Below are 25,592 nucleotides of genomic sequence, written 5' to 3' on the forward strand. Positions count from 1 at the left end.
ATTATCCTGTTATTGATTATTCTTTTCTTAAATTTCTTCAGAAGGTTCTTCTGGCTCATCTTCATCAACGCCATTGCAGCCACACAAGAAACCTACAGATAAAATAGTAGGCATAATAGCATATAGATATTTTCTTTTCTTCAAGTGATTATTGCTCCTTTCAAATAAAGATTTATGTTATTATCATCCGCCTAAAGAAAAAAATATGCTAAAGTTTTTCCAACATTTTTTTCCTTTATATCAAATTAGAATCAAATTCAATAATCAAGAGATTGACTAAATGTCTCTGGTTTATCGCAAAACATATCTCGAGGAAAAGTTACTTTAGTAAAAAATGTGCAAGATTGTGTGCTGTGATTTATCAAAGATATCGTTAGGATTGTCTCTAATCCACAAAAATTAATTTTCTATATACACTTATAATCCAAGTAACAAAAGAATTATATAAATATGTAGTATTGTCAATAGCAATACTGGTTAAGATTCCTATGAAAGCACTTCCTATGATATCAAATGGATAATGATGTCCTAGCCAAATACGTGAGAACCCTGTCAAAATTGCTAAAAACCACATGATTGAGCCAAATAAACGTTCGCGAAATAAGACGGAGGTTGCTAAGGCAAATGCAACGGCTGTATGTTTACTAGGAAATGAAGAATTATTCTTTGATGGAATAAGTAAACGAACACGATGTATAACAAACGGACGAGGTTTAAAATAAAACAGCTGGATAAAACGGTTTATACATAATGAGAACCCTACTGATACCCCAGCAAATAAAATAATTTTTTTGTAGGAATTGTCTCTAAACCACATTAAGGCTAATAAAAAAATGTACAGAAATCGAGCCTTTTGTGAAATAAATATCATAAATGTATCCAAAGTTGAATTACGACCAGCTAGACGATTGATAGCCCTAAACATTTTGTAATTCATGCAGATGCTCTCCTTTATTTTTGAAATGTTATATACATATCATTCCCTCGCGAAAGAGAAATATGTAGTGTGCAGGTCCTTTCTTATTATTCTACTAGTTATATATCGATCAATAATATATAGTTGCAAATCGAACATATTTAACGTGATAATGCTCCCCCTACTGGTTATGTACATTTTTAGTTTAGATACAAAAATTTATAGAAAGTAAATTCCCCTATATTCTCTTGACATTGATATAGAGCAGCTCTACACCTTTTAGAGCAGTTTACGAAGGCTGTAAATGTTATTCTTACTGAAAAATAATAATTAAGTTTAGGTAAGCGAATCCTGCTGTGAATATGTCTATTTTCATTCTGGATATCTACTAGATAAAATCACTTTCCTCATTAAAAAAGCTGTTCTTAAGTGTAAAATAAGGCAAACGGTTCTAAGTACTCTGTATACGAAACTGTGTTTTTTCAAATACTTTAAGCAGAAAGCCTTTCAATAGGAGGAAAAAAATGATAAGAGACACAAGTAAAATGATTCATTTATTTTCATTATTGGTTGTTACCGCAGTTTTTATATGGTCTGTTATTAAGCCTGCAAGATACTCGACATGGGCAGCGGAAGCTATTCCTGCCGTTCTTGGCCTAATCATTATAATTGCAATATACAATAAGTTTCGCTTTACCACTCTCTCTTATATCATTATTGCAGTACTAGCTATTATAATGTTCGTCGGCGGTCATTACACATACTCAAAGGTTCCTCTTTTTAATTGGATAAAAGATGTTTTTGACTTAAATCGAAATCACTACGATCGATTTGGACATTTGATAAAAGGCTTGTTTACAATTGTGATAAGAGAAATATTATTACGGAAAACTCAATTAACCAAAGGCCCTTGGTTAGTGATGATTAGTATAAGCTTTTCGCTTGCTATTGCTGCATTATACGAAATCATTGAATGGATAGCATTTAAAATAACAAAGGGAGGAACGGCAGCTAAAGACTTTTTAGGTACACAAGGCGACGTTTGGGATGCACAATGGGATATGTCGCTTGCCTTAGTCGGTTCGATTCTCGCATTACTCATCCTTTCAACACTACATAATCGATTGTTAAAAAAGAATGAATAAAAGAGTGAATATAGAGGGAGCTGTATAGCATGTTTATTAATAATACTTATAGAAGTTCTTTTCTATCCTCATCAAGCTGAGATTAGTTTGTATTCTCATAACGAAAAAACGCTATTCTTATGGGACGGCTTCATCCTTCCAAGATTTTAAATAAGTTAAATACATATAGTAAAAAGAACAAGTTATATCAAGCTTTTCGAGAATTAGGTAGTACAATTCGTACTTTATTTTTGTTAAATTATCTATCTGATGAAAAATTGAGAAGTACAATTCAAGCAGCTACAAATAAAAGTGAATCTTTTAATGGGTTTGCAAAGTGGTTATTCTTTAGTGGTGAAGGAATTATTGCAGAAAATAATCGAGAACGTCAAAGAAAAATCATTAAATACAATCATCTAATCGCTAATTGTTTAATTTTTTATAATGTATTTCAACTTACACAGATTCTTCATGAATATATACAAGAGGGCAATAAAATTGATGCGGAAGTATTATCTGATTTAAGTCCGTATTTAACATTTCATGTGAACCGCTTTGGAAAATATCGATTAGATTCTAATCGACGTCCTCCAGATATTGAATTTGATATATCTGTATCACCTATTCAAATTGAAGTAGCTGGTTAATCTAAGTAAGAGAGGTTGTTTCATATCCACCGCTCTTACTTTATGCTTGTGAGTGGCCAAAAAGAAGGAATCGTTGCCTCACCCCATACAGACATTTTTTATCTCATTAAAAGAGACCATTAGCCTAATATTGGTTATACGTTTTGCTTAAATGACGTTCTAATTTACCTATATCTCCTCCTTCTTTTATGTAGGAATTTAACCTTTCTACTAGAAGTAACCCACTTCGACTATCTAACTTTTTCATATCTATAAACGATTTAATTCTTACGTTATCTGGGGTACTATCTCTACGAAACATTTGTCCTGGGATTTCACTCCAGAAACTATTTCATGCGTCCAGTAACCCTATTTGATTAAATAAAAAACTTTGAATCCCGCATAACCAAGCTGTATTTCTCTTTTGACATCCAACTCCATCCTGTGAATGCTGGCATGAAAAACAACAAGAATTCCCACTTTTAATACAAACATTACAAACATGATAAGCTCCTATCGAGCGAAATACTTCAATTCCATGTTGGATGATATCTTCTTTCTTAACTTTAATGTTCAACCTATCCCTCCTTACCCATCGTTTCATCTTCTGTTTCATCTAGCTCTTCTAACATTGAAATTGTATCGATTAAATGGTTGTTAAAAATTTTCCGTGCAACTACTAGTAAATCTACAATCATAGGGTCTCGTAGAGAATATAAAACTCGTTTTCCATCTTTAGTACCAACAACAATGTTTTATGAACGTAGTACACTTAATTGTTGGGAAACAACTGAACCTTCTTTGTTAAGGATAGTTTGAATTTCATTTACACTTCTTTCCCCCTCTGACAATAATTCTAGAATACCTATTCGCAAAGGATGTGATACGGCTTAAAAAAATCAGCTTTAAATTATTGCATTTCATTTCCCATTAAAACACCTCCAGTACTTATTTTTAATTAAAACCTTTGAGCCGACATGAGTAAATTATCATTTGGTAATCATTAACATTCTACAACTCATTTTTACATGCATCTGAGTTATATTCCCATATTAATTACATTAATATTGAATATCTTTATGAGGAATGAAAGAACACAATTCATAAAAAACGATATTTAATGAGATATTATGACATGTATTGAACTACATAATGAGGGTGAATAATATGAAAAAATTTCTGACTTTGTATATCCTATTTTCAATTTTAACAGGCTGTTCTGCTAAAGAATCTCCCGTTAAAAAGCATGAATCTAGTGTTGGATATGAAAATAGGGGATTAACAAAAAATGTGAAATATCCTACATCTCAAAACAAATCACAACAATCACCAGTTCCTTCAGTCCAAGAAAAGGTCATTTTAGATGTGCCATTAATATCACAAAAACCTGAACTGAAATACGGCTGCGAAGTTACGAGCTTAGCGATGGTATTACAACACGCTGGCATTAAAGTGAATAAAATGCAGTTAGCTAACAGTATCAAAAAAGATAATGCCCCACTATCTATGAGTAAAAACGGAGACATCATTCGATGGGGAGATCCTAAAAAAGGATTCGTTGGAGATATAACTGGTAAAAATAAGGGATATGCTGTTTATGTTCAACCACTACAAGAACTGATGGAACAATATCTTCCCAATCGCACAGTGAACTTAACAGAAAAAACTTTCAATGATGTACTAGCTCAAATTAAAATGAGTAAACCTGTAGTGGTTTGGACGACAGGAGATTACAAAGTTCCGGATAGATGGGAGTCCTGGAAACATGGGAACAAACAAATCACAGCTCCTTTGGATTTACACGCTGTTGTGCTTATAGGTTTTGAAGACGGGTACATTTATATTAATGATCCTTTAAGTGGAAAAAAAGCACATAAGGTGGATCAAGAAACTTTCATTCGGTCTTGGGATGCATTAGGGAAACAAGCCTTATCATATCGCTAACAAATTCAAATTCGTTTAATATCTGTAGGGACCAAAGTAAAAAATGTGAATTTTATATGTTAAGTGATCGTTCTCATAAAAAAGTCGATTTTTTTATTTTTCTATCTAAGAAAAGAGCCAAAAAATATTGTTGGCTCTTTATACACATCTATTAATTATTCTAACCTTTTGGCGCCAATCGTTTTTTTATGGGGAGTTATCCTTCACCTACCTTCTTTGCTTCTCTCTGAATCTTGAGATGGAGATTTTATTGTCCATTAATGCAGGATAAAGGAAAGATAATATCACTTCAATGGTAAAAAAACAATATTTAGTTTGGATGTTTAAAAATATAATTTTAAGTATTGTGCAAAAATTCCAAGACCCTTGCAAGTAATCTCCTAAACTTGGACATACTGATAGTATGACTCTCAAAAAGGTGCGTGATTAGTATGGAAAAGGAAAATTGGTTTAAATGGAAGCACTATCAGCCCGAACTAATCTTATTAACAGTGCGGCACTATCGCTAAAATACAATTAAAACTATGAGACCTTTCTAAGCTAGGTTATTATGGTGGTAGACCATTGTTACTTAAATATGGAAAATACTTTTTTATTAAAGAGGAACAAATCCAAAAATCTGACTTATTTTTTGAAAAACACGGCCCCATTGTTGCCTTTTTTAGACGTTTTGTGTACTAGGTGTACGTACTCTGATTTCACTTCCATGTGGAGTGGCTAAGATGAATATATGGAAGTTTTCAATTTATACATTCTTAGCAATGTTTCCACTAACAGTATTATATATTTATATTGGTATGAAATTAGGCGAGCACTGGAATAAAGCAGGAGTTATTATGAAAGAGTATACAATTCCTATTTTTGGTGTGGTCTTCGTTATAATCGCAACAATTATTATTTATCGTTTTACAAAAAGAAAATCCCATATTTTATAGTACTTAGAAGAAATATTAGTGTTAAGAGATTAAAGGTTGGCATTTTTAAGTTTATAGAAGCTTAATAATAAGTACAACCTTGCATTTGAAATGTAGTAAAGAAAAGGAACATGCGGGGCATTAATAATGAACCGCATGTTCCTTTTCTTCTACAACTCTACACTTAATAATTTCACATGTTTGTCCTGAGTGAAGAGAGTTCATTAAGACCCCTATATCTATCTGTATATACTCTGTACCTTTCTTAATACTTCCATCTTGAAAATAATCGGGGGATTTTGCTTTATTAGCTTGATAGCAATGTGATAGAACGCCTTAATCAAATAATGGTAAGTCATCTCTTTCTCCAAAATATAAAGCACCTGAATGGATGCTTTATCACTCTTTCACACATACTAATTTCTAAAAGGAGTATGTCATGGAATCTCTAAAATATCTACTGATTATTTTCGTTCTGATTATATTTATATCGGTTTGGCTCCATTCATAACTACAAAGTCCTATTGCTTCGAAGACTCAAGTGGCTGCTCTTGCAATTAAGTTTTTATTTACGGTATATAAAGCATTATTGTTCTCTCAGTTACCTAATGCTGTTTTATACAGTAACCTGATCGCGAGATGTTTAACGTTTTACAAGCCTTTTTGATGTTATATTTGTGTTTATTTTCTTTTAAATATCGAAATCTTGCACATTCTTTTTCTTCAAGAAGACCTGGAACTTTTTTAGTAAATCAAGCTCTTTTCTCAGTTCTTCATTCTCACGCTTGAGCTTTTTCATTTCATACTGAGAAAGATAAAGTGCGCTTCCACAGCTTGGAAACGCACTTTCCCCATATTCTTCATACTCACTTATCCAACGATATAGAGTATTAGAATGAATCGATAATTCTTTGGTAACCTCTTTTACAAACATATTCTCTTCCAGTACCAGCTGAACTGCAGCCATTTTAAATTGACGATCATAGACTTTTCTACTCATAAACTGAATCACCTTTTTCTCTTAACTTAGTGTCCAGTTTAGTGTACCACCTCCAATTGTTAGACTTTGTCTAACAATTGGGGTGCAGTTCAAGAAAAGTGGCTTTTTATACTGGGAATTACTTACCACCAAAATTTATATTTTATAGTACAAGTTTTATTAATCAGTAATTACTCATTTTTCATTTTCTTCTTATCTTCCTCGGAAGGCTCTTCTGTTGGATCTGGTTCCTGTTCATCCTTTTGGTTTAACTCATTATTATTTCCCTCTTTAGAAGGCCCTTGATTATCATTCTGATTTTCCTTCCTTTGCTCAGAAGGTTCCTCCGTTGGATCTGGTTCCTGTTCATCCTTTTGGTTTGTATTACAGCCAAATAGTAAACCTACTGTAAATATGCTTGTCATAAATATAGAAATCATTTTTTTATACTTCAATATGGAAACCTCCCAAAAATTGATATTCACTTGTAGTGTTTCCTATTGGAGTTTAAAATTATCCAAAAAAATTTATTCTTTTTAATACTTCGAAAGCGTTGTCTATAATATATAGATAAAATCAAATAGGTATGAATTCACAATGCATACTAATAATTTGAATGTAAAACATATTTTTCTCATCAACTTTCAAATGTTTTTATTCTAGTCACTTTGGGTTAAAGAAAATCTGTTAATGAATATAAAGAGCAATGTAAGAAGACGTGCCTATATTAATTATTACAAAAAGTAATCTTTTTAGATGCTTCTTCCTATTAGTTCTAAACGTTAACAAGATGAATTACCGTTTTACTTTATTCTCAAGACTTTCATTCTCTTACCGGTAAAGAAAACGTTTCATTCCTATACATCCCTGTATGGACATAAACAAACTGCTTAATCATTTCATTTAATTCCTTCGCTGCTTTTGTAGGAATTTGATGCTTTACGTTATCAATGAACTCTAATTCATTACATGGCAATTTTCCATGCAGTAATTTCGCATGATCAAAAAATAATTTATCTTTCTTACCATAAACCAACAAAACCGGAAGGTGAATATTTCTAAGTTGATTGGTACAATTATACTGTAAACTATAACTATAATATTGCTCGATATTTTTGGCATTTCCTTTTCGAGCTTCTTTAAACATCTTTCTGAACAATTTATGTGTATTTGAATTACCCCATGAAATAGACAATGCTAAAAATGAAACTGCCCCTGCTTTCGCAAGTTTCACGCCTAGTGAAATCTTATTCTTTAGATATCCGTCCCTCACTTCGGACATTCCCCCAATTAGAATGCCCCCTATAGCACTTTCAGCATAAGTTAACAAAAATTCTAATGCAACAGAGCTTCCTGTCGAATATCCGCATATGAATGCTTTTTCGACTTCTAAATGATCCAATAAACGTCTAATATCTTGGGCAATTAGTGGATAGGTTATCGGTTGTCTTGAATATTGACTCCTTCCGTTTCCTCTAATATCAAAAGCAATCACCTTAAACTTTTGGGATAATTCCTCTATTTGGTACTCAAAATTCATACAAGTAAGTACAGGAGGATGAATAAAAACAATAGGAAGCCCTTCACCCTTAACGGTATAATACAGACTACTACCTTCCACATCCAACATTGGCATGTATGTAATCACCTCAACAATCTAAAATCATTCCTAACTGCTCTCTAAAGAGAAAAGTAACTTTCAAAAAATGCTGCATACTAAAAATCGATTTGAGTACTTAAGCGTTATCCTTTCGTTATTAATTCCTTTATAATTTGTGAGGGTTCTTTCGTGATAAGCTGTCGATGATATTCTGTTATACGGTCTTGATACTCTTGAAGCTGATTTTTGTTTTGAAAAAATGAGTGAAGTTGCTCCTCGATTGTATTTTTCTCATCTTTCCATTTATTCAAATGGAAAATCACACCCAACTTCTTTAGTTGCTGTAAATTAATTTCCTCTTGTCCGGGTAATACATGATAAATAAAGATAGGTTTTCTTTTAAATAAACTTTCACTGATTGTTACTCCTCCAGGTTTTGTAACCATTGCATCTATTTGATCGTAGAGTTTGTTCATTTTTTCCCGACATGTAATATATTTTAAAGGTGTGATGTTATCTCGCTTTAATTGTTGAAGTTTTTGATATAAATTGTCATTTTTTCCGCATAGCACATAAAAGTGAATTTTTGTTTCCGTTCCTATTTGGTGAATTAAATCTTCTATTGCACCAACTCCTAAACTTCCACCAGTAATTAAAACTGACCATGCAGAAGAAGCAGTGTTCATTATATATTCTTTTTGTTTTTTTATTTTATTATGAATAGGAATTCCCGTTATAAAAATCTGTTCATCGTTTACGCCCTTCTTTTTTAAAAACTCCTTCATATGATGGGACGGTACAAAATGAAAATCATTATGTTCAATTCCCCAACAACTATGAATGAAATAATCCGTATATACATTTATAACTGGTGTCTTTAGTTCCCCTTTTTCTTTCAAATAATTCAATATATAGGAAGGTAAAGCATGGGTGCAAATAATCAGGTCAGGTTGTTTATCTCTTATTAATCTCCTCATGAATGGTACAAACAGAAGTTCATATAATCGATAACGTTTGTTCTCTTCGACATTTTTGTAGACAGAGTTTTGGTATATCCAATTATAAAAATCAGGGAATTCTTTGATCCATTTTAAATAAACATTTGAAACCAATGCTTCTATTCTTCCGTAACTATACGAGAGAATATCCACTTGATCACATTTTATATTGAATTGATCCTTTTGTATTCCTTCCATTAATGCATGTGCAACTTGATGATGGCCTGATGGGATCTGCAAAAATGGCAAAAACAAGATAGTCTTTTGTGTTGAATGTTGCTCCATAAATCACCTCTTGAAGTCCACTTAACGATGTGTCTTTTCATTCATTTCTGTTATTATGTGGTACTTCTTTTTTTCTATTCTGGCAACTATCTAGAATAAATTACGATGGATTTCGTTCCATAAATTACATACAAAATGAAAGGGGTTTTCATGTATAATTTTTATAGAAGGAGTGATGTGATTGAAAATTTTATTACTATCCGTTTTATTTATTATTCTCTTCTATCTATTCAAAAAAGCTCACAAAAGCACGACCGATGTCGTGATAAATAAAGTTCAAATAATTCAAAAGCAAATCCACGGGTATGATCCGATACTAAATATTCTACACCTTTCCGATATGCATCTCGAAAATATATCTATTTCCCCAGCTCAGCTTTATGAAAAGCTAAAAGATGAATCAATCGATTTGATTGCACTTACTGGAGATTTCCTTGACCGTAAACGTACGATTCCTAAACTTACGCCATATTTAGAAGTATTAAATCAATTACATGCAAAGCATGGTATATACGCTGTTTTCGGTAACCATGATTATGTGTTACGTGAAAAGGACTTACAAAAGTTAAAAGCAACACTTGAACAATATGGCTGCAAGGTCATGCACAATGAAAACTATGTTATTTACGTTCAAGATAAACGTGTAAATATTATTGGTATTGATGATTTCAGCACGAAACGCAGTGATTTAGCAGCTTCTTATAGAGAAATTAAATCAGGAACAAATTTAGTATTAACTCATGATCCAAATATTGTTCTTCATATGAAAAAACATCATTTTGACTATTTACTAGCTGGTCATTTCCATGGTGGGCAAATTTGTTATCCCAAAGCCTATCATCTTGCGAAAATGGGTAAGCTTGCAAGAATGAATATTATAAAAGGGCTCCATACGCAAGATGGAAAACCTTTTTATATTAGTGAAGGGCTAGGTCAAACAGGAGTAAATATTCGAGTTGGAAGTCGACCAGAAATTACATTGCATCAATTATCAATATCAACATTTAAAAATAAAGAACTACCCCTACCCGCAGTATAAAATGAAAAGGCTGTTAACGGACCTAGTTAGCAGCCTTTATATTTTACTGTCAAATCATTTTTAATGTAGTATATAAAAGCTCATTGACCATTTAACAAAAGTAATTAACATTTTCTTTTAGCAATTTCATCTCGAGATTCACAATTATATATTTGTAATAAATTTTCCTTAGACATAAATAAGTATTTTGGTGAGGCAGATATATTGTTCTTCCTTATTTTGAAAATCGAATCATTATTAGATAATAAACATATTGGTATAAATGCTAACCACTTAAACCATTTATAGAAAGGATTAGAAATAGAAACAAATTCAAAACCTAATCGGTCAGCTCCTCTGTTTAACATTGAAATCCCTATTATCCCTTTAATCTCATCTGTTCTAGAATGATTTTGAATATATGATCCAAGACTAGGCAAGGATTTTTTAACATGTTGATAAATAATTCGCCCTTTTGTAATATCATTTTTGATGGATTTCATTTCATTGATTAAACGAACATTATGTAAATGAATTTTAACCAAGATATCATTCTTATTGATCTGTGTACCGTCAGAAAGAATAACATGTTTTCCCTTGTAACGAGTGAGTCTCACACGTAAAATATTTTCCTTGTAAGCTCCGTTATGAATATAAGTTAAGCGAGTGAATTTATAATATATTGGATCAATAAAATTCCAAAATAATAATACATAACTTTTCATTTTGTATTCATTTCCCTTTTTTAGAATTTGTGATAAAACTATTTTGCATATTTCAACAAAAAATATTTAGGGAATTTTAGGATTTTCAGTAAAAAAAATCAATAAGTATTAGTATAAGTTGGCATCATAAATTTCTATAAAATATTGCAACATAAATCATGTGAAATTGAACTTAGTGTTTCTTTTTCCTAATTATTATTACAGGGGGGCAAAAAATGAATATTCTTAACTTCTTGATGTCATTATTCAATTCTGGAAGAAGAACTCAGCAAATATTTAAATTGTTTAGTAATAGAAGAAATACTAATAGAGGGTGGATTTGGATTTCTTTACTAGGATTAGGAACAATTTTTGGTGTAGCAGCAACGCGTAATTCAAATATGATGAGACCTATTCAACGTTTGTTCCAAGGTGTTCAAAGTACGACAAGAACATTCGTTCCATCCAAAGTAAACCTGGCAAATATGGAATTTGCCAATGAAATTATGCCTAACAATCAAAAGAAACAAGGTAATCAAAACCAATAACTATCACGAATAATAAAAAACTCGTCTTTTAGTCACGAGTTTTTTATTATTCTTAATGATTCTATAGCTGCTCCAAATAGGCTTGCCCCTCTTTTTGTTATAACTTAAACTTCGCTTAGTTGTTGAACAGCTTGTTCTACCCGATTCGTCATTAGTATCTTTAAACTCTTAGTCAATGTATTAACTCTATAAAAGAAATTCAAAATTTAGAAAACATACTTTTGGTAGAAAATAGCTATTCTAAATAGTGAATCCATGATTATAAGGAGGAATTTAATTATGACAGTAATTACTAAGCTTAAACAAACTATTTCTGGATTAAAAAGTGCTCAAGTAAGTTTAGAAGGATTTGTTCTTGATACTGACAATCAGCAAGCAAAACAACTGTATCAAAATGCAGCTCAGCAAGCACAGACAATTATTGATTCTTTAGAACCACGTGTTCAGGAGGTTCAACAAGAAGAACCCCAGTATAATCAATAAAATGCAGTGATTACTAGACTTTTGGTATATGCCGTATCGCGGTTAGATTTATATATTTAGAAAGTATTTATACTTTTTAGGCTAACTAAAAAGGGATGATCCAATCTTCCCTTTTTTCTTCAGGTGATAAACCAATAAATAACAAATTTACTATATCTTATATAGCAGTAAGCAAACTCCAATTTCTTTTTGTTAGTTGTTATTAGCATTAAAAATATCAACTTTTTTCATATTTAAAACGAGCCAGATATCTTATCGTATAGAATGTTTTTTACTTATAACGCTTGCTTTCCACAGAGCACTATTATATAGTGCTCTGTGCTGTTTGTAGCATGGATATTTTTCTTTACATACTTTTATAATACTTGCACACACTATTCCTAAGCCATTCAAACTATTGATTTCACTCTTTAAATGACTAGGAATACAATTAGTTTTCCGGTCAAACTCATGAAACCTACAGGTAGGCAGCTCATATAGTTGTCTGCCAAGGTCTCAAAAAAATTTGTATATTTTATAAATATCTACACATACTATCCTTAATCCGCTTGGGCTGCGGTTGTAGTCTATTCAAACTGGCACTCTTCGCTTTAAACGCTTTACTCAGCAGACATCTTAAAACGATGTCTGCCAAACATTATTTTGTACATACTCTTTATAAGCTACTAGCAATGGAATTTTCCTTATCTTCCTAACGGACTTCCCCTCCGTTATCCAAGGGCTTTAATAACAGGCAACTTTTTTAGTTGTCTGTTATTTTATTGTATAATGGGTAGCAATGCATCACCATCAACTTAACAAAAATGACTTAACTCAAACCGATCAAAATAAACAGTATATACAAAATCTTCGTTTTGAGGATACTTCAAAAACTTAAGTTGATGAGCATGAGACGGTGTCCCAAGTTTTTTATTCATATCTTGATCTACATATAACATCTATATTCCCCACTTCTAAAAATCCTCAAAAAGATTAAGCTTTTCAATTAATTTCGCTCTAAACATTTTTCTATTTTTGAGAAAAATTAAGATAACCTTTGGTATAATTATTAACTTTAATTTAACTCCTAAAAAAACATCAATATAAAATCTAGCCATCTTCTTTATTCCTAACGCTTTTAATGGCGGTGTTGCTGCTAATACAATTGATCCGCTCTGATTCACATCCCCTACGACAGCCAATTTTGTATATCTTGGATCAAGTCCTTTTTTAATACATGATACGCTTGCATAAAAGCTACGAAGGTCTACACAAAGAATAATACGATTCGGTAAAAGAGAATAATCATACAAGGTTATCACTCCCAACAAAAGAACATTCGTTCTTATTATATACGAACTTACGTTCTTTTCAAAGGTATTTCTATGAAAATTTTGGTTAAAATGACCGGGCTTTAAAAATCTAAAAAATACTTAAGAGCCCTACAATATTCAAATACCGTTTTCACCATTAGGGGATGGCACTGTATTTAGTTCTAAAAAAATCTCACTTAACGCATACTCGGTAACATGAATATATATATAATACTCATATCTATGCACTATCAATCAAGGTGGGAAAAACTATGCATACAAAACAGCTAGAATTTCAAGTAACTCATGAACATAAAAACTACTAAAATTCACTTAGCTTTCATGTCTCTAATTCATATATTCTTCTAAATTTATTCTCAGCAAAACCTCCTACATAACGCCTGTGCCAAGATTCATCTGCATAACTAGTTACATTCTCCTTTTTTCTATTATTAATAGCTTAGTAATAATGGCTGTTAAACAGCAAAAGTGCGAAGTCATAAATTAGACTTCGCACCTTATACAAATTTATAATCAGTGACGATACCAACACGAATGCAATAATGTATACATAATAATCACTCATTATATCTGTTACTTTTTTAATCGGCTGGAGAGAATAGAATATATAAACAAATCCTTTTACTTAGCAATCTCTCATTATTGGTTTGATTATTTCTAGATACTTAATGCCCCCCTATACTCATTTCAAGTGTTAATCCATTCCTATTGAAATTGCAAATGATAAATTTATCCAGTTTTCCTTTTTGTCTACTTGCTAAATTCAGCAAGTAAAATGTTTTTAAAAAATTCCGGGTTATTAATGTTTAAACTGTTCGAATTGATAGCGAGTGTATGTTTACCTCCAAGTGTTCCACCAACAAAAGTGGAAAACCCTGGAACGGCACCTCTGTGTCCCCATACCGAGACACCGTTCGGAAGCTTAATTTCAAGGATTCCAAGACCATATCCAGTTCCCTCTCTATTTGTAGGAACTGTAGTAAGCATTTGTTTTAGTTGCTGTTCCTTCAGTAATTTGCCACCTAGTAAGTAAGAGAAGAATTTGTTTAAGTCGTCAGCAGTAGAAATCATATCTCCATCCGAGCTACCTGGGTTAATATAAGTAACGTCTTTTAGCTCACTCGCTCCGTCTAGTTGCAAATAGCCACGTGCATGCTTGGTACCTGGAATCACGCTTGAATTGCCAGGTAGAAATGTATTTGACAAATCAAGCGGTTCAATAATCCGATTTTCAACCTCTTCGGCATAACTGTTGCCAGTTACTTTTTCAATAAGGATTCCCAGTAATACGTATCCTGTGTTTGAATAAGACCAACCCTTTCCTGGTGCAAAGTCTGGGGGAAGTGAAATCCCCATCTTTACGAATTCTTCAGCCGTGTACGATTTTTTTATATCCGTTATATCAAAGTCTTTTGAATTTATATAGTCAGCAATACCACTTGTATGATTCAATATTTGCCGGATAGTAATCTGGTTACCATCATATCCGTTTCCTTGAATGACACCAGGCAACCATTTTTCAATGGAGTCGTCTAGATTCAAACGATTCTCTCCAGATAATTGAAGTAGAGTCGTTGCAATGAACGTTTTCGTCACACTGCCAATGCGAAAGCGAAAATCTGCTTTCATTGGTCTCTTAGTTTTCAGATCCGCTACCCCAGCGGTATAACTCCAAGTTTTACCACCCTTAGAAATTTGAGCGAGTATTCCCGGGTATCCAAGTTGCAGTTCATCCCGTATTGCTTTCTTAACGGAAGTACGATCGCTTTTCGTACTTGTTTGTAACGAACTAGATACATTTTGCGTAGATTCTGCTTTTACAATTGATGTTGGTGTTATGTATAACAGGGAACTTCCACCTATTAAAAGTGCTAGACTTGCACATGTAATTTTACTGCGTGTTTTCATAAAGAATTCCTCTCTTCTATTTAAATTATATAGATAGTTAATAGCAGTGTCATATACGAACCACACAGCTATCCATTCTCTCAATGATGAAAAGGCAACAATGCATTTGCAATCATTGTACTCATTATTTTCACAAAACACTCTTGTTACTGATTATTTGTTTTATATGTAGGCCGTACTTGTTCCCCCCTTCACGCCTCCTTATATTTTTATCCTACACAATGAAAATCTCTTTTTCCTTACCTATTCCTTACAAATTCCTTACATACAAAATCACTTCTACAATAGGATCGAAGTAGCATCTGTGCCCAAAAGCGCAAAAAACACCGATGCTTTTCGCTTCAGTGTTTTTTGTGCTTTACATATTGAAGATTCGTTTTACTCTTAACAGGTTAAACTGCTGATTTTTTCTAATACGATTATTCTTCTTGCTATATAAAACAAATTTCATAGTGTTATATGAAACACTTCTCAAGTTGTCATTAAGGTACATTATTCTAAATTTATTGATGTAGTTGAGATGGACTCACTTTTTGAATTTGAACAAGTATATCAAACGTTTTACCTAATGATATATCAACAGTTTTTGGTATATCAGGCCCTTCGGTAGTTATTCCAGCGAAAATTGGATGTTGTTCGTTTAACCAAGTTTTTGTCACGCCGTTCGCCTTACGTAAATCAATAAAAAATTGATCTTTTTTGACCTGTCCAAAAATGTAGTTATAACTGTTTGGATCATCCGATTTTAATGTTCCATATGGGCCAAATTCACCATTGCTATTCTTGACATTGTATTGTCCTTCATAAACTGACGTTCCAATAGATACGTATCTTTTTCCGTAATATTCTGTCAAATGCTGCCCAGCTACTTTAGGATATATAAAAGGAAGCATATTTGTTTTCGAAACGTGTCCATTATGTCCCCATACAATGGTTTTCCCTAAATGTTCTTCAGTCCACTTCGCATTTTCATACATTGCAATATCATGTTTCAAATAAAAATCCGCTGGTTTATCAGGAGGTGTCGCTAACATTGTAGTAAACTGTTCAATAATACGAGCATTTTGCTTTATCCATGCAAACTCTTTAGATTTTCCATTTAAATAGCTTTTATTTCCCTCTAATAAAGCACTAATTTGTTTAGCATCTAAAACATACTTTTCTTTTTCTTCTTTCGTAAGGCTTTCAAAAGTATTCATATCCTTTGTTACAGGAATAAGACCTTTTATCTTCTCTTCTACTCTAGGCAACAGTTTTGAATTGTTCGCTTTAATATATTCTATTATGCTATTATAGACATTCTCGTTTACTGATTGAATGTCCATCCCAATGATACGTACTTTCGATTTATGTTTTGGATTAGCATTATATTGCCGAATCCAATCAAGTAAATCTAGCATTTCTTTCGTCTTAAATGTAGGTGATAAATGTTGGCTTGGGTTTCCCTTTCCAGTAAGAACATATCGATCAAGTTCCAAAGCTCTGTCCCATCCCTCTTCTAAAACTAAGTTGGTAAAGCCCTTTTCAGATACTAAATACTTAACAATGCGGTGTTTCATTGTAAAAATCTCATGAGCCCCATGCGTAGCTTCACCTAAACCTACAATTGAAGCTGAACCTATCATATTCTTAAGTGGTTTCAAATCATTAAGAGATGCAGTTGGATTAGTTGTTTTTAAAGGCTTTGCATGTGCTTCTAACCATTTCACTATTTGATTTATATTGTAGGGAGCTGTAACAGAAAACTCTGTTTTCGAATCTGCATAAGTATTTCCTACAAAATGAGTCATTGTTATAGCAGAAGCAACAATTGCAATAATTATTTTCTTTTTCATAAAAAACCTCCTGAAATATTTACTTATAGCTTTTTGACATACTCTGCCAACTTCCATTTAAAACATTCATTTTCTTATTACTGTTAAGATACATTTATTCTAATTCCTAAAACTCACTTATTTCTTAATAGGTTCTTAAGAAATTCTTAATTCACTTATACGAATATAAAACTACATAAGCTTCAATCCATTGTAGTGTAAATTCCTCATTGCATAACATTATAATGTATAGATATTCGTTATAAATGATGTTATCTAAAGTATTCAATTTCAGTATGTATTATTAACGTGGTTAATATGAAGTTCCAAATTTTGATTGTTTGTAGTCTCTTTATCATAGAGTTAATTTAGGGGTTATTTTTTGTTCACTTCATTTTTTTCGGTACTCTGCATCTAGACGGTATACCCATTGGCCACAGTTAGACTATTTCAAATCAAAAAAATAGATTACCTGCACACTAAAGAGTATAGCGCACAGGTAATCTAGTTGTTTTTGAGATTAATAAAAACTAATTTATTTGTTGAATTCTTCCATCGATAATAGACTGAATTGGTTCTTTTGATTTTTTTATATAATCTACTAATGCTTCAAAATCAGTTGGTCCTGTTTCAGCATCTTTACCGTTTTTAAAGGATACAAATCCATCTCCACCTGAAGCTAGAAATGCGTTAGCAACGACGCTGTAAGTTTTAGAAGGAATGATTTCTTCTCCATTTGTTAAGCGAATACTTGTTACTTTTTCTCCATTAGGCTTGTTCGCATCCCAAGTGTATTGGATACCTGAAATTTGAAGCATTCTTGTTATATCTTTTTGCCATTGTTGATTTAAAATATCACGAATGTCTTGACCTGTTAAATTTATTTTTATTAATTGATTTCCAAATGGTTGAATACCATATATCTCTCCCCATGTAATATCACCAGCATCTAAGTCATTACGAATACCACCAGGATTCATAAGTGCAATTTGGGATTGCATTGTTGCACGCTGGGCATCAGCAACTAAATTTCCGAGAGTAGATTCACCAGCCGTATTGAGTTTACGATCTAGTGGAGCAATAGACTTACCTACAACTTCATTAACAAGAGGTGCGATTTTTGCTTGATATTTCTCCATCTTCTTCTTTATTTTTTTATCAGGCTCCATGCCTTCATGGTAAGTTGTAACAATTTCTGCTTTTTTCTCAACAATATCTTGTGTCTTACGATCAATCTTTACATCAACATCAGCAAAAGCCATACCATATGAATTTGCTTGTACGACAAGTTTATTATTAACAGTTCCATTTACATAAGTGTGGCTATGGCCACCAAAAATAACATCGACTTCTGGATCAGTCTCATTTGCTAATCGGACGATATCACCATTTGTTACTCCGTTCCCATCTGTTGTACCTCCGTTATGTGCAAGAACAACGATAGATTTAACGCCTAGTTTTTTTAATTGCTTTACGGATTTGTTAATAGCTTCAACTTCATCTGTAATTTCTACATTCTTTAGCATAGTAGGCATAACAAGGTTAGGAACATCCGTTGTTACGACTCCGATGAATCCAACAGGAACTCCTTGTACCTTTTTTATAGTGAATGGTGGTAAATATAAACGACCAGTGGATTTATTATAGAAATTTGCGGCAACATATGGAAATTTTGCTCCTTTAAAATTCCCTGTTTTCTCATGGTATCCACCATAAATAAGGCGGTTCATTTCCGCAACACCTTCATCAAATTCATGATTTCCTATCGTTCCAACATCGAATTTCAAATCATTTAGAAATTCAATCGTAGGTTCGTCTTGTAATAATGCTGAAACAGGAGTACTTGCTCCAACAACATCGCCAGCATGTACCTTTAATGTATTCGGATTTTGTTTTTCACGATTACGTAAATAAGCCCCTAAGTACTCAATTCCCCCTGCATCTTTATTGTTAATTTTTTTTACAGTGTCTAGTTGCCCATGAAAATCGTTAATACCGAGCATTTGCACATCTATGTAGCGGTTTGGTTCTGTACTCGCTTGTACTGAAGGCAAAGCAAATACACTAGTAAAAGTAACTGTACTTATTGCTAAAGCAACTGGAATGATTTTTTTCAACATAAAATTTCTCTCCCCTAATAATTAAAATCTGACATAATACGATGTTATTTTAATATATTAAGAGAATTATTTCTATAAAAATTCAACTAATTATAAAAATTAATAAAATTTTATTATTTTCTGACAAAACATTTCTTTTTTTGAGGATTATTCAAAATATTATCTTGATAGTAATATAACAATACTTCTAAGAAATCTAAAAAACTCTAATCAATACATTTTAGCTGTTAAGAAGAATATTCAATCCAAAACTACTGGAGATTTATCAATCTAACATCTCAATATCACCATTTAAAAAGATGCTCCTGGATTTATCCAAGAGCATCTTTTATAAAGCTTTATTTTAACTTGTTTATAAGTTATCAATTAACAATTATATAGTTATAATCAGTCCTTTAAAAATAATAGGAGTGCTTCATTAAATTCTTTGGCATGCGTTGCATTTAGCCCATGTGGACCACCCTTTATTAACGTTACTTTAGAATTAGGAATTGCTTCATGTGTTAATTTCCCACTATATTCAAATGGTACAGTCGCATCTGAATCACCATGAATAATAAGGGTAGGTATATTAACCTTAGCTAAATCGCCTCTGAAGTCTGTTTTGCTGAAAGCAGCGATACAATCTAGTGTTCCTTTAGGTGATGCACCTGCAGCGATATCCCTATTGTAAAGTCGAAATGGTTCACTAACTAAGTCAGTTCGATCTCCAGCAGCAAAAAATCCTTTCGTAAACTCATCAAGGAATGCTAGGCGATCACTTTTTACTCCATTTTCAAATCCTTGAATTGCTACATCATCTAATACACCCTCAGGATGATCTGCTGACTTGTAAAGGAATGGTGGTACAGCTCCTGCAAATACAGCCTTCTCTACTCTATTGGTTCCATATTTCCCAATATACCTAGCTACCTCTCCTCCACCCATAGAAAAACCAACAAGTGTGACATTTTGAAGCTCTAAATGTTCTAATAGTTGATGTAAATCAGAAGTAAAGGTATCATATTCATACCCATCCCACGGCTGAGATGATTTTCCAAATCCTCGACGATCATACGTTATAACTCTGTATCCAGCCTCAACAAGAGCTGGAACTTGGTATTCCCAAGATCGACCACTTAACGGCCAACCATGAATTAGTACAACTGGTTTTCCTGTGCCATGATCCTCATAATATATCTCAATTGGTGCTTGATTTTCGGTTCCTACAGTAATTTTAGCCATGCTTCTACCTCCAAAAAATATTCTAATATGTATCCTTTTCTTCAATAACTCGGATGAATCTCATAACCTATTCATGCACCTTTATGTTGTGAACTCTAAGTATGAAACTCTATTGTTCCAATGCATTCATTTTCTCCTTTTGGAACAATCCCCCCCTCTAATACCTTTTTCATCATAAAATAATTACTGAACATTACTCATATTCAATTGTAATAACAAAAATAGGTGACTATCAATATTGTTCTATCTATAGGATGTATAGGTAAAACCAATCTATTTTATAGTGAAAACAACTATAGTTACGACCTATACAAATTATAGATGATTTAGAATTGATTAATTAATCAGTTTTCAAATACTATAAATTTGTATAGCACTTCATGTTCTGTGAATGCTGCTATAACCAATATTATTGGTCAGCTTAGTTATAAACGAAGAAACTTATGATAGTATTCGACTATTTAAACTTTCTTCGATTACTTAATTTTTAGGAGGAATACATAATGACTGATTTCTATTCTCGTATTAACAAAGATGATGCTGTCGTGCTTTTAGTAGATCATCAAACTGGTCTTATGTCCGGACTAGTACGTGACTATGGTGTTGATGAATTCAAGAACAATGTTCTAGCTCTTGCTCATACTGCTAAGTTTTTTGATTTACCAGTTATTTTAACAACAAGTTTTGAAAACGGGCCTAACGGACCTTTAATGCAAGAATTGGTTGATCTCTTTCCTCATGTACCAAAAATAGCTCGACCTGGACAAATTAACGCATGGGATAATGATGATTTTGTAAAAGCAATCGAAGAAACTGGAAAAAAGCAACTTATCATCGCGGGCGTAGTTACTGACGTTTGTGTTGCTTTCCCTGCACTTTCCGCTATAAAAGCTGGATATGAAGTATTTGCTGTTACTGATGCTTCAGGAACTTTCAGTAAACAAGTAGCAGATGCTGCAAATACTCGTATGGCACATAGTGGTGTGCAACTTATGAACTGGTTTAGCGTAGCTTGCGAATTACAACGTGATTGGCGCAACGATGTCGAAGGTTTTGGCAATTTGCTTGCTAGCAATCTTCCAGGCTATCAAAATATAATTGGAAGCTATATGGGCGCGCAGCGAGATCTTAGTAAACAAAATGCATAAATGTATTTCAAGGAAATAGCTTTAAATGGTGGTATTGCCATCCAAGACCGCATGGCTTTTCAAGGTGAATACTTTGTTGATTTATACGGAAAGGAAGCTGCAAAGCGTACTCCTCCGATTTATCGTATGTTAGACCTAGGTATACCTGTTGGCGCCGGTAGTGATGCAACTAGGGTTTCCAGCTATAACCCTTGGGTCGCTCTTTACTGGATGGTTGCCGAAAAAACCATTGGTGGACTTTCGATATACGATGAAAAAAATAAACTTGATAGAAAAGTAGCCCTGGAATTATATTCAAAAGGAAGTGCGTGGTTCTCTGGTGATGAAGGTAAAAAAGGAACCCTTGCAGTAGGTCAGTTTGCTGATCTTGCTGTATTGTCTGCTGACTACTTTACTGTGCCAGAAGAAGAAATCAAGAACCTTGAATCATTACTCACCATTATGGGTGGGCAGGTTGTTTATGGAAATGATGAATTTAAAAATTTATCACCTGAATTGCCACCAGCATCACCTGATTGGTCACCGACGGGAGTTTATGGTTATGGTGGTGCTAACCTAGCCCACACTATACTTTCTCACGATGCCCATGATCACAAGTTACATAGTTGCAGTAACCCTCTCCATCAACACACTCATACCGTAATAGGAAAAGATGGAACTAAATGGGGTATTGGTTGTACTTGCTTTGCTTTCTAAGTCAAAACCACCGGTATAATGCCGGTGGTATTCTTTATGCAATAAGGATATGTAAAAAGAAATAGCAATATCTCCCTAATGGAATCTATTACTATGTGATAAAATCGAAGAGCTAATTAATTAACTTGACTTATTTTTAACAGCCTTCTCTCATTGCAAAGTCTGCCCTTTTTCCCTTAAGTAAAAGTCAATGATATTCCCATTTGAATCGATCACACCACACATATAAAGCCAATGCCCTTTGACTGTAATTTAGGTCTTCTCCCAAGAATTATGTATCATGTTTAATCCTCACACTATAATCATTATTATTTTTATTATACTAATGCTTTTTCAGGATTATTTAACTTCTGCATAAAGATACGTGCTGCAAAACTTAAAAATTTATCATCAAAGTGGATAAGATTAATATCTTGACTTGGTGTCGGGTCAATAATACGAACTATGCTCAAAGTATCATTATTAACAAAGTTAACCAGTGAAAGAGGTATTATGGCACCCCCATGTCCATTGTATACAAGGCTCAATAGAGAAATAGAAGATTTTGTTTCTATATTTGCTTCAGATAAAGATAACCCTAAACTCTCACAATATATTTTAATAGATTCACGACAACTACATGAAACCATTATTCTACTGAGCCCTACTAATTCTCGAAAAGAAACAAATGATGTTTCATTCAAAGGATGATTTTTTGGAATGACAAGGACAAGCTCTTCTCTATACAAAAGGGTGCTTGTTAATGTCTCTGGAATTTGAGCACTACGTGTGATGCCTATATCAATATTTTTATCAACGATTTGATTTACAGCAACTTCGGATTCTATAATTTTCACTACGATGTTGGGATAATGTTGTTGAAACTTCATAATATAAGGTGTTAAATAAGTGAGATCCTCTAATAAACCACCTATAGTAATTACCCCTCTTTTTACACCCTTTAATTCAAAAATTTCATTATAAACTTCATCAAATTGTTGCATGATAAATTTTCCTTTATCAAATAGCAGCTTACCCGCTTCTGTCATTTTGATACCTCTTCCAACTCGATGAAACAAAGGTGTATCAAGTTCACCTTCTAACACACGGATTTGTTGGCTTAAAGTCGGCTGTGAAATACCTAGAACTTCCGCAGCTTTAGTAAAACTATTATTATTACAAACTTGAATAAAATACTCTAAATGACGTAATTCCATTCTTGATACCCACTCTCCGCTTTATGAAAGATTTATAATGAAAAGGACGATATATATATCGTTAACATAACAACTATCTTTCTTACTATATCAATTGCAATTACATAATTTATTTACTTTGCATTACAATAAATTTACTACTATTTATTAATTTTTCCTCCTATTTATTTAATTTATATTTAATTAGGATATTACTAAGCAGAAATAACCTCTAAAAACTTACAATTTCTGTGTGTAACATCCTAACTTTTTCAACTGTTTAATTATCATTTTTTCTCCATATAGTCCAAACTATCAAATATTTGCCGAATCCCCCTTTATGCTGAGGAAAAATAGTGTCCATTAATTCAATACCTTCTGAAATATTTGACGCGTACGTGATACTACTACTTGCAAGTAATATTTTGTCTCCAAGTTTTTGTATAAGCTGATTATCTTTACTGTATAGTAGCTCACGCACTGCAAATTCAGTTGGATTAAGTCCATAATTTTTTATATCCTTTGCAATACATTTAGTGATTGACTGTAATTCCCTTCATAATATAACAAATAACTTTAAATATAGGCTCTCATCGTTAATCACGCTCATAATTCCCAATCCTTTACAAGTTATCTTGAATTCGAGATTTATTATATTATCGTCAAAATATTATGTCAATCATTCATTTTAGCGTTATCAAGCCACTTATAATTTATTTCTCAACATAAGACATATGGAATTAGAAGAAAACAATTGTTACTATATAAGTATCTCAACTACGTTATTTCTTTTAAAGAGAGCTTGTTGTCTAACGCAAGTTCTCTTTTGTCATATTCTAAATTGAATCGGAACAAATTTCAGATGATGAGTCTGCCTATGTATATAATATAGTTTTTAAACAAAGATTAGAGCTCTCTTACAAGAAGGAGAGCTCTAATCTTTCATATAAATATTCACCATTTTTATCATTGCGGGGACATCAAAATTTTAACTTGGTGAGGATATGGCACTACCCCAATTAATAAATATTACTAACCATATATCTATCATATGTTTTATAAAACAAGATTAATTTGATTTAAAAAAAGATTTTTTTTCTTTACTCGTAATAAATCACCTGTCCATCCTTTTACCCGCATATACAAATACATACCCCCTGTTGTGAAAATAATAAATAAGAGAGCGATTAAATAGCTATATTTCCATTCTAGTTCAGGCATGTATTTAAAATTCATACCCCATAATGCTCCTAAGGCTGTCAAAGGCGTACTCACAGCAGTTAATACAGTAAGAGCTTTCATAATTTCATTCCCACGATGAGAAGAAACAACTTCTTGTAAATGAATCATCGTGTCTAATTCTTCTTGGTACTCTTTAACAAGTTGTAATCCACGCTCTAATTTTACGTGTGTTTGTTTATAACAAAGGGTGCTTGTTAGTTTTTCTAACCAAGCTTCCTCCAATCCTTGTAACACTTCTTGTATTAAGCGAAACACATGTGTGTTCATAAATAATTCATGACGAATATGATAAATCCTTTCTAAAACTGCTATGTTATTATGATGATAAAAATCCCATAATACATTTCTGAAATTGTTTTCAAAATAGTCAACCTTTCGCAAATAATGAGATATAAACATTGATAAGATAGCACATAATCCTTCAGCGGAAGTGTTACAATTTTTTGTACCCATAGGGAAATTATGTATTAATTTTTGGAAGTCCTCTTCCTCTTTTTCCTGAACTGTTATCAGTATTCCATGAGCTACGAAATAATGAAGAAATTTTTGAATTTTGGCCTCCTTTTTATCTTGATCATATAAAAACGAACCATATACACAAGTTTGACTTGGTGATAACGTATAAACATATAATCCATTTTCACAAGGAGAACTTATTTTCTTTACAAATTGAGAGAAATAAGATGTTATATCACGAGGGATTATAGAAGAAAGTTTTTCAAGCTCACTAGTTTTCACATGATACCAACTCCATTTCGTCATTTTTATGCATTCCATATTATTCTTCCTTTCTAAATAGTTTTATGTTTGATC

General features: G+C 32.6%; 17 protein-coding genes and 9 pseudogenes. 10 read left to right on the forward strand and 16 right to left on the reverse strand.

The annotated features are described in order from the left end of the window. Window positions 1-385: 385 nt before the first annotated feature. A complete protein-coding gene (locus tag MR143_RS09530) occupies window positions 386-937 on the reverse strand; it encodes an undecaprenyl-diphosphatase (protein WP_199717610.1) in 552 nt (183 codons plus the stop codon). 503 nt (window positions 938-1,440) lie between these two features. Between MR143_RS09530 and MR143_RS09535 the strand changes: the two genes are divergently transcribed. Both MR143_RS09535 and MR143_RS09540 read left to right on the forward strand, forming a co-directional pair. After that, window positions 1,441-2,061, forward strand: a complete 621-nt coding sequence (locus MR143_RS09535) for a DUF2238 domain-containing protein (protein WP_199717611.1) — start codon at window positions 1,441-1,443, stop codon at window positions 2,059-2,061. 110 nt (window positions 2,062-2,171) lie between these two features. Further along, window positions 2,172-2,687: pseudogene (locus tag MR143_RS09540) on the forward strand (Tn3 family transposase); the annotation flags it as partial. A gap of 124 nt (window positions 2,688-2,811) precedes the next feature. On the opposite strand, the pseudogene MR143_RS09545 reads toward MR143_RS09540, so the two are convergent. After that, a pseudogene (locus MR143_RS09545) lies at window positions 2,812-3,243 on the reverse strand (DNA mismatch repair protein). A 1-nt stretch (window position 3,244) separates the two neighbouring features. Further along, window positions 3,245-3,597, reverse strand: a pseudogene (locus tag MR143_RS09550) (ArsR/SmtB family transcription factor). A 236-nt stretch (window positions 3,598-3,833) separates the two neighbouring features. Here MR143_RS09550 and MR143_RS09555 point away from each other — a divergent pair. The 3 genes and pseudogenes from MR143_RS09555 to MR143_RS09560 all read left to right on the forward strand — a co-directional run. Next, entirely contained in the window at window positions 3,834-4,610 is a 777-nt protein-coding gene (locus MR143_RS09555; protein WP_199717612.1) for a C39 family peptidase, read from the forward strand. A gap of 431 nt (window positions 4,611-5,041) precedes the next feature. After that, window positions 5,042-5,113 (forward strand): annotated as a pseudogene (locus tag MR143_RS33415) (IS6 family transposase); the annotation flags it as partial. 28 nt (window positions 5,114-5,141) lie between these two features. Next, window positions 5,142-5,545, forward strand: a pseudogene (locus MR143_RS09560) (DedA family protein); the annotation flags it as partial. A gap of 670 nt (window positions 5,546-6,215) precedes the next feature. Here MR143_RS09560 and MR143_RS09565 read toward each other — a convergent pair. From MR143_RS09565 to MR143_RS09580, 4 genes are all read right to left on the reverse strand, one after another. Continuing rightward, entirely contained in the window at window positions 6,216-6,524 is a 309-nt protein-coding gene (locus MR143_RS09565) for a transposase (protein WP_199717613.1), read from the reverse strand. A 170-nt stretch (window positions 6,525-6,694) separates the two neighbouring features. Then, window positions 6,695-6,958 (reverse strand): hypothetical protein, encoded by a 264-nt coding sequence (locus MR143_RS09570; protein ID WP_199717614.1) that lies wholly within the window; start codon window positions 6,956-6,958, stop codon window positions 6,695-6,697. A 368-nt stretch (window positions 6,959-7,326) separates the two neighbouring features. Continuing rightward, window positions 7,327-8,139: an alpha/beta fold hydrolase gene (locus tag MR143_RS09575; RefSeq protein ID WP_242280719.1), complete on the reverse strand. Its 813-nt coding sequence runs from the start codon at window positions 8,137-8,139 to the stop codon at window positions 7,327-7,329. Window positions 8,140-8,246: 107 nt separating this feature from the next. Continuing rightward, the gene (locus tag MR143_RS09580) at window positions 8,247-9,386 is read right to left on the reverse strand and encodes an MGDG synthase family glycosyltransferase (RefSeq protein ID WP_242280720.1); all 1,140 of its coding nucleotides are present in this window, start codon (window positions 9,384-9,386) and stop codon (window positions 8,247-8,249) included. Window positions 9,387-9,567: 181 nt separating this feature from the next. On the opposite strand from MR143_RS09580, the gene MR143_RS09585 reads away from it, so the two are divergent. Then, window positions 9,568-10,425: a metallophosphoesterase gene (locus MR143_RS09585; RefSeq protein ID WP_242280721.1), complete on the forward strand. Its 858-nt coding sequence runs from the start codon at window positions 9,568-9,570 to the stop codon at window positions 10,423-10,425. A 104-nt stretch (window positions 10,426-10,529) separates the two neighbouring features. Here MR143_RS09585 and MR143_RS09590 read toward each other — a convergent pair whose 3' ends face one another. Continuing rightward, window positions 10,530-11,129: a YkoP family protein gene (locus MR143_RS09590; protein WP_199717618.1), complete on the reverse strand. Its 600-nt coding sequence runs from the start codon at window positions 11,127-11,129 to the stop codon at window positions 10,530-10,532. 215 nt (window positions 11,130-11,344) lie between these two features. Here MR143_RS09590 and MR143_RS09595 point away from each other — a divergent pair, with 215 nt between their 5' ends. Next, on the forward strand, window positions 11,345-11,656 hold the full coding sequence (locus tag MR143_RS09595) for a hypothetical protein (RefSeq protein WP_199717619.1): 312 nt from the start codon (window positions 11,345-11,347) through the stop codon (window positions 11,654-11,656). A 279-nt stretch (window positions 11,657-11,935) separates the two neighbouring features. Further along, window positions 11,936-12,139, forward strand: a complete 204-nt coding sequence (locus tag MR143_RS09600; RefSeq protein ID WP_199717620.1) for a DUF1657 domain-containing protein — start codon at window positions 11,936-11,938, stop codon at window positions 12,137-12,139. Between the two features lie 1,082 nt (window positions 12,140-13,221). Here MR143_RS09600 and MR143_RS09605 read toward each other — a convergent pair. The 5 genes and pseudogenes from MR143_RS09605 to MR143_RS09625 all read right to left on the reverse strand — a co-directional run. Then, window positions 13,222-13,431 (reverse strand): annotated as a pseudogene (locus MR143_RS09605) (Y-family DNA polymerase); the annotation flags it as partial. A gap of 771 nt (window positions 13,432-14,202) precedes the next feature. Further along, window positions 14,203-15,426 carry a serine hydrolase domain-containing protein gene (locus tag MR143_RS09610; protein ID WP_116777374.1) on the reverse strand — a complete coding sequence of 408 codons (1,224 nt, stop codon included), beginning with the start codon at window positions 15,424-15,426 and terminating at the stop codon, window positions 14,203-14,205. A 437-nt stretch (window positions 15,427-15,863) separates the two neighbouring features. Further along, window positions 15,864-17,195: an erythromycin esterase family protein gene (locus MR143_RS09615; RefSeq protein WP_199717628.1), complete on the reverse strand. Its 1,332-nt coding sequence runs from the start codon at window positions 17,193-17,195 to the stop codon at window positions 15,864-15,866. A gap of 509 nt (window positions 17,196-17,704) precedes the next feature. After that, complete coding sequence (locus MR143_RS09620; protein ID WP_000913750.1) at window positions 17,705-19,294, reverse strand: bifunctional metallophosphatase/5'-nucleotidase; 1,590 nt, start codon at window positions 19,292-19,294, stop codon at window positions 17,705-17,707. A 387-nt stretch (window positions 19,295-19,681) separates the two neighbouring features. Continuing rightward, window positions 19,682-20,518 carry an alpha/beta fold hydrolase gene (locus MR143_RS09625; protein ID WP_001074309.1) on the reverse strand — a complete coding sequence of 279 codons (837 nt, stop codon included), beginning with the start codon at window positions 20,516-20,518 and terminating at the stop codon, window positions 19,682-19,684. Window positions 20,519-21,021: 503 nt separating this feature from the next. On the opposite strand from MR143_RS09625, the gene ycaC reads away from it, so the two are divergent. Beyond that, a complete protein-coding gene (ycaC, locus tag MR143_RS09630) occupies window positions 21,022-21,666 on the forward strand; it encodes an isochorismate family cysteine hydrolase YcaC (protein WP_000129304.1) in 645 nt (214 codons plus the stop codon). Between the two features lie 18 nt (window positions 21,667-21,684). After that, a pseudogene (locus MR143_RS09635) lies at window positions 21,685-22,362 on the forward strand (amidohydrolase family protein); the annotation flags it as partial. 317 nt (window positions 22,363-22,679) lie between these two features. Here the strand turns inward: MR143_RS09635 and MR143_RS09640 are convergent. The 3 genes and pseudogenes from MR143_RS09640 to MR143_RS09650 form a co-directional block, all read right to left on the reverse strand. Beyond that, window positions 22,680-23,558 (reverse strand): LysR family transcriptional regulator, encoded by an 879-nt coding sequence (locus MR143_RS09640; protein ID WP_242280722.1) that lies wholly within the window; start codon window positions 23,556-23,558, stop codon window positions 22,680-22,682. A 219-nt stretch (window positions 23,559-23,777) separates the two neighbouring features. Further along, window positions 23,778-24,147: pseudogene (locus tag MR143_RS09645) on the reverse strand (MarR family transcriptional regulator). 459 nt (window positions 24,148-24,606) lie between these two features. After that, window positions 24,607-25,556: pseudogene (locus MR143_RS09650) on the reverse strand (magnesium transporter CorA family protein). Window positions 25,557-25,592 lie beyond the last annotated feature (36 nt).

Source organism: Bacillus cereus group sp. BfR-BA-01347 (assembly GCF_022663835.1).
Lineage (GTDB): Bacteria > Bacillota > Bacilli > Bacillales > Bacillaceae_G > Bacillus_A > Bacillus_A thuringiensis_K.